We start from the raw sequence: 5,878 nt of genomic DNA on the forward strand, positions 1-5,878 counted from the left end.
AAATAAAGGCTCCTCCAACAAAAAGCCTTACTGAAGAACCATTCGCGGATTTTACTGCTGCCCCTGCTTGTGCGTCACCATTTATTTGAGCCACAATCTGTATAATATCGTCTTCCTTATAGTCGGATTGATGAATTTCTTTAAGCAGTTTGTCGGTACCACAATTGTATTTCACTGCCGTTTGAATCAGCTGGGCCTGAAAAGTATTCTTACTTATTACCTTATCAGGGCTTAGAATATCCTGGTATACACCATACAGTAACTCACCAGGCCACCTCATATCATTATCCTTTATATAATACCGGTCTTTTAGGCCATCTTTATAAACAAATAGTGTTAGGTTTTTCCCCTTTTTCAATATTTTCAAAAAAACGGTGTCAATTACTGTGGCGGTATCGCTTATCGATGAGGGGGAGGAAATATCAACCGAATTTAGACTTACTGCAACCTTGTATTTCTGGTAACTCAAGTATCCTCCTATTTCAAAGAAATCTATGTCAAGTAATCCTAATTGCTGCGTATTCCCGGTTAATGTACGTTTAAAAATAATGCTTTTCGGATTATGCCCCCATTCCTTTTGATCGATATAGCCATGTAAGGTATCACCCTTGATATCTACGACAAAACCAACTTTATAATTGGATTGCGCTATTGAAAACAAGGGTAAAAGAAGCAGGGTAAGCAGATAGCATTTCTTCATGATAAGAGTTTGTTTTGTTTGCAAACATAGTTTTTTAAAATATAAAAAAAGCCGCCTGAAAAAAGGCGGCTTTTTTTATACTATATTAATGCTTATAATTTAGTAACTAGGGTTTTGAGTCAGATTTGGGTTAAGCCCTATCGCACTAACCGGGATCGGTAATATATCCTTGTTAGCAGGAAGGGTTGTCATCCAAACACCGTGCGTTTTACCGTCAGCTGTTGGGCCGTATGGATAAACAATTTGACTGGTGCTTGATGTAGTTCCATACGCGTTTTGAATGAATGCTGATGCTACACCCGGGCCAGCCCTGCGCAGATCATAAAACAATGAATATTCAGCAGTAAGTTCGTGCCTGTATTCGCTGTATACCATTTGCAACGGATCGGTTATCGGCGAAGTTGCTTTACCATCCCAGGTAAGGCCATCCTGCATAACCGCCGGCGCTGATCCGCCGAAAGCGCGGTCCCTTACAGCTTTTACATCAGCTAATCCGCCGGCTACGTCGCCAGTTCTGATCTTACATTCAGCCCTGTCCAGCAGAATTTCTGCGTAACGTAACAGGATCTGGTTTTGTCCGCCAAAAATTGCAGATGTTCCGTTTGCGCCTGTAAGCGTAGGGTCACGCCATTTTTTTGAATTATAATATCCTGAACGGGGGGTACCGTCTGTTCCATACCATGGGTGCAAAAGCGTACCACAAGTATTTATTGGGTTCCCACTACCGTCTGAATACACATTTGGGTTGCTTTGGTAATTGGCCTGCACTACAGCATAACCTTTTATACCGCCCCATTTGGCAATAATACCAGGGCTAATGTTCTGGTCTCCGGGGCCTATAATTGTAGCCGCCCTGCGCAGGTCACCTGCCTGGTATGAATACCAAAGGCCTGGGTTTCCGTAATCATAACCAAAGCCACTGATTTCCTGTGGCCAGCTAAAGTCATCGATCCATGCTTCTTCGCCGCCATTCTGCCAGCCGCCATCCCAGCTTTGCGAGCCGGTAATATTAAATTGAACTTCAAATAGTGATTCATCACTATTTTGATGGTTAAACTCACCCACATCAACAAAATTTGACAGTAAATGGTAGTTGCTGGTTAACTCCGGATTGTTAAAAGCGGCTAAAGCGCCTGAATAGTTTTTTAACCACATTTGTGCAGCGCCTTCATACCCATAGGCGGCGCCTTTAGTGGCCCTGCCAAGGTCAGCCGTTGCAAGCGCGGTTTTTGATAGTAATAGACTTTCCGCCTGTTTCATATCCGCAACTACCTGTGCAAATACCTGGTCCTGGGTAGCCCTTGGGGTTAAGCCAGCACCCCCTGATTTTAATTCCAATGGCACTCCGCCGAAAGTACCACCAAGGTAATAGTAGGTCATGCCCCGTAAAAATAATGCTTCACCGGTTAACCGGCTTGCCAGATCTGCGGTAATGATACCCTTTGCTTTGGTATCTGCAATTACATCTAGTGCAGCATTTGCCCTGCCAATACCAATGTAGGCATTATCCCAAAAACCGGCAACGCATAAAAGTCAGCGCCTATTCCGTAATAATTCCAAACAATATCGTTACCGTTATTAAACCAATCATGTGTTTCAAAATTTGCATAATACCATATCGACTTCTTTAACAAATCGCTGCTCTGGAAAGTATCGTAAATTGAATTTACCATTGCGATAACATCCTGGGGTTTCTGAAACGTAGCACCCTCGGTAGCGGCAAATGTGTTGGTTTGGGTTAAAAACCCTTTTTTACAACCTAGTGGAATCATCAGCAAAGCGAATAGACTCACCAGGATATAATTTTTCTTCGTCATTTTCATATCGTTAATATTTTATCTTTCTTAATTAAAAAGTTACGTTTATACCTACTGTATAATATTTAGATGATGGATAGGTACCATTATCTACACCATTTTGAGTTGGATTCGCTCCCTGGATACCAATTTCCGGATCAAGGCCTTTATAGCTGGTGATCGTAAACAGGTTTTGGGTTGAAGCATAAAACCGTAATTTTGTTATTGCTATTTTTTTAAGAAAATCAGGAGCTATGGAATAACCAATAGTAAGCGTTTTTAACTTAAGGAAACTGCCGTTTTCGATATAAGCGCTTGATGCCACGTTGCTGCCGATCGCGTCGTCATTTGAAGTGATCCTTGCGTATGTATTGGACGGGTTTGAGGTCGTCCAGGCGTTTTGCAAATAGGTTTTGCTGATATTCTCCACACCAACAAAGCTGCGGTTCTGGAAGCTTTCCAGCGCGCTTTCAGCAAAGTTAAATATTTTGTTACCGTAAACACCGTAGAAATAAAGGCCAATATCCCACGATTTGTAAGTCGCATCCAGGTTTAAACCACCGTAAAACTTAGGGATCGGGCTGCCTAAACTAACCTGGTCACTGGCGTTTACTGTACCATCGCCATTTACGTCAGCAAAGTAACGGTCACCTGGCTGGGTAATTGTTTTTTGGTAAGCTGAAAAACCGTGCGAAACTGCATTGGCATTTAAAGCATCAATCTGCGCCTGGGATTGAAAAATACCCAATGATTTGTAGCCATAAAACTCGCCAACCGGTTGCCCAACATTGGTTTCAGTAAATGTAGACCATCCATCGGCCGGAATTGAAAGGCCGCCAAAGTTTGAAACTTCTTTAATACCAGAAGTTATGCTGGTTAATTTGTTAGCAATTGAAGTAATGGTAAGATTTGCTCCGTAGTGGAAGTCCTTATTAACAGCATGGCTGTAATTTAATGCAATTTCAATACCCTTATTTTCCATACTACCGATATTATGGGTAATAAAAGAATAACCTGTTTGAGGAGAAGCAGCAAGGTTTAACAAGAAATCTTTTGATTTTCTGTCGAACAAGTCAACAGTTAAATTCAAATCGCCGTGTAAAAAAGATATATCTGTACCTAAATCGGCCTGTGTATCGGTTTCCCACCTTAAGTTGTCATTTGCGGGTTGGGTTGAGTAAATACCTCCCTGGAATGTTTTATTAAAAGTATATCCGTAGTTAGGTGAAGTATTTGCTGCTGATCCGGCTGCATAAAGCGCCTGGTATTGGAATGGATTGATGGTGATCTCGTTACCTACCTCGCCATAACTTCCCCTGAACTTAAGATCTGAAAGCCAATCAACATTTTTCAAAAATGATTCCTGTTTTGCTTTCCAGGATACAGCGCCTGAGGGGAATGTACCATATTGATGACCCGGCGCGAATTTAGACGATCCGTCCCTTCTAACTGTTCCGGTAATAAAATACTTGTCAGCATAATTATATCCCAACCTTACAAATTGTGAAGCCAGCGATTGGATCACCTGCCCGTTTTGACCAGCAGTAAACACAGGGGTCTTGCTTTGAGATAAATCCCTGATCACACTGTTTGGCGGGATACCACTACCGGCCATGGAGTTGTAGGTAAGCTCCTGCTCAGAAACGCCACCAACAAAATTAATGGTATGTTTTCCAAAAGTTTTGTCATATGATACGGTATTTTCCCACAACCAGTCAAAACTGCTGTTAATGTTTTGATTGTAGAAAGCATTTTGAGTAGCACCTGCCTGGGCGCCATATTGATTAACAATACGATCATCCTCAGGAGAGAAATACGATCCGCTATACCCGTTATAAGTAATACCCGCGTTTGATTTAATTTTTAAGCCGTCGATCGGTGTTACTTCTAAATTAGTATTGGCAACAAAGAAATTACCAATGTTTGAATAACGGTTATTTTCGATATTGTAAACTGGGTTGTTATATTTTGCAACATATACATAAATCGGATTGAAAAACCCATAATTACTGTTACCATCTTTAATCTGGTTGGTTAACTGGTTACCACCATCTAAAGTTGGCGGCAATTCACTTAATCCTATCAGTGATCCTGTTCCGTAAGGGTTGTTTTGGTCCTGGTACGTATACTTAACAAATGAATTTGACTTTAACCATTTTTGAGGTTTGTATTCAAGGTTGCTTCCAACGGTTACCCTTTTGAAATAAGAGCCAAGTACAATACCTTTTTGATTATAATACCCAAGTGAAGTAGACGAATTTATTTTATCATTACCACCGCGGATAGCAAGGCTATAGTTTTGGGTAAGGCCCACACGGTATACGGTGTTTTGCCAATCAACGTTTGTTAACGACGATGGCGTTGCCCAACCAGAAAAAGATTGAAAGTTTCCGTTTGAACCTGCTGCAACCTGGTTTGCCAGGGTAGCAAATTGCTGAGCGTTTAATACATCGTATTCTTTGGGTTTACCCTGGAAAGCTTCGTATCCGTCTAATGAAACGGTTACACCATTTGTTTTACCCTTTTTAGTGGTTACTAAAACCACACCATTTGCAGCCCTGATACCATAAATGGCTGTAGCAGATGCATCTTTCAATACGTCAATAGATGCAATGTCATTAGGGTTAATATTATTGATGCCACCTGCTTCAAGCGGGTACCCGTCAATAACATATAATGGCACGTTACCACCCGTAGCCAAACTACCAGTACCACGGATCAGTACGGTGATGTTACCACCGGGAGAGCCATCGTTACTGGTTACCTGCACACCTGCTGCGCGACCCTGCAAAGCCTGATCAAGCGAAGTAACCGGCAATTCTTCAATCTGCTTGGCAGAAATAGAACTGATGGAACCTGTCAGGTCCTTGCGTTTAGCAGTACCATAACCGATAGAAACGACATTTACCTCAGTAAGTGTCTGGGCATCAGGGGAAAGTTTAATGTTATATACACTGGCATCGCCTACAATTATTTGCTGCGGCAAATAGCCAACGTACGAAAACATTAAGGTAGCGCCAGTAGCTGCCGAGATTTTAAAAGCGCCATTAACATCAGTTTGAACACCTGTTGTTGTTCCCTTAATTCTAATGCTAACCCCGGGCAAACTTTCGGCTCCATCGGCCGAGGTTACTTTACCGGTAATTTGCCTGGTTTGGGCAAATGTGGCAGAATAACCAAAAATAGTTAGCAAAATAACGAGTAACGTTTTTTTGCAACTATTGAAATTGTAAAACAGTACATCTTTCTTCATTTTTATTGATTTAGTTGATTAATTGATTTGCTGAACATTGCTGAGGGAAATGGAAATATCGGTCCATTAATCTCAAATTATTTAGTATTTACAAACAGCAACCGGCTGTATAATTGGATTAAATAAGTT

General features: G+C 41.4%; 4 protein-coding genes. All 4 read right to left on the reverse strand.

The features are described from left to right. On the reverse strand, positions 1–700 hold a 700-nt coding region (locus QZY09_RS03000), incomplete at its 3' end, for a hypothetical protein (RefSeq protein WP_295667886.1). 99 nt (positions 701–799) lie between these two features. Continuing rightward, entirely contained in the window at positions 800–2,197 is a 1,398-nt protein-coding gene (locus tag QZY09_RS03005) for a RagB/SusD family nutrient uptake outer membrane protein (RefSeq protein ID WP_367119156.1), read from the reverse strand. Next, the gene (locus tag QZY09_RS03010; protein WP_295667888.1) at positions 2,167–2,517 is read right to left on the reverse strand and encodes a hypothetical protein; all 351 of its coding nucleotides are present in this window, start codon (positions 2,515–2,517) and stop codon (positions 2,167–2,169) included. Before QZY09_RS03010 ends, QZY09_RS03005 begins: the two co-directional genes overlap by 31 nt. A 31-nt stretch (positions 2,518–2,548) precedes the next feature. Continuing rightward, positions 2,549–5,749, reverse strand: coding sequence for a TonB-dependent receptor (locus QZY09_RS03015; RefSeq protein WP_295667890.1), 3,201 nt, complete (start codon positions 5,747–5,749; stop codon positions 2,549–2,551). Between the last annotated feature and the right edge of the window lie 129 nt (positions 5,750–5,878).

The sequence above is a fragment of the uncultured Mucilaginibacter sp. genome (genome assembly GCF_903913935.1).
Lineage (GTDB): Bacteria > Bacteroidota > Bacteroidia > Sphingobacteriales > Sphingobacteriaceae > Mucilaginibacter.

Bases quoted from the DNA above. Each gene is read 5' to 3' on its own strand.
- QZY09_RS03010 (WP_295667888.1), bottom strand. From the start codon at position 2,517: ATGACGAAGAAAAATTATATCCTGGTGAGTCTATTCGCTTTGCTGATG.
- QZY09_RS03015 (WP_295667890.1), bottom strand. From the start codon at position 5,749: ATGAAGAAAGATGTACTGTTTTACAATTTCAATAGTTGCAAAAAAACG.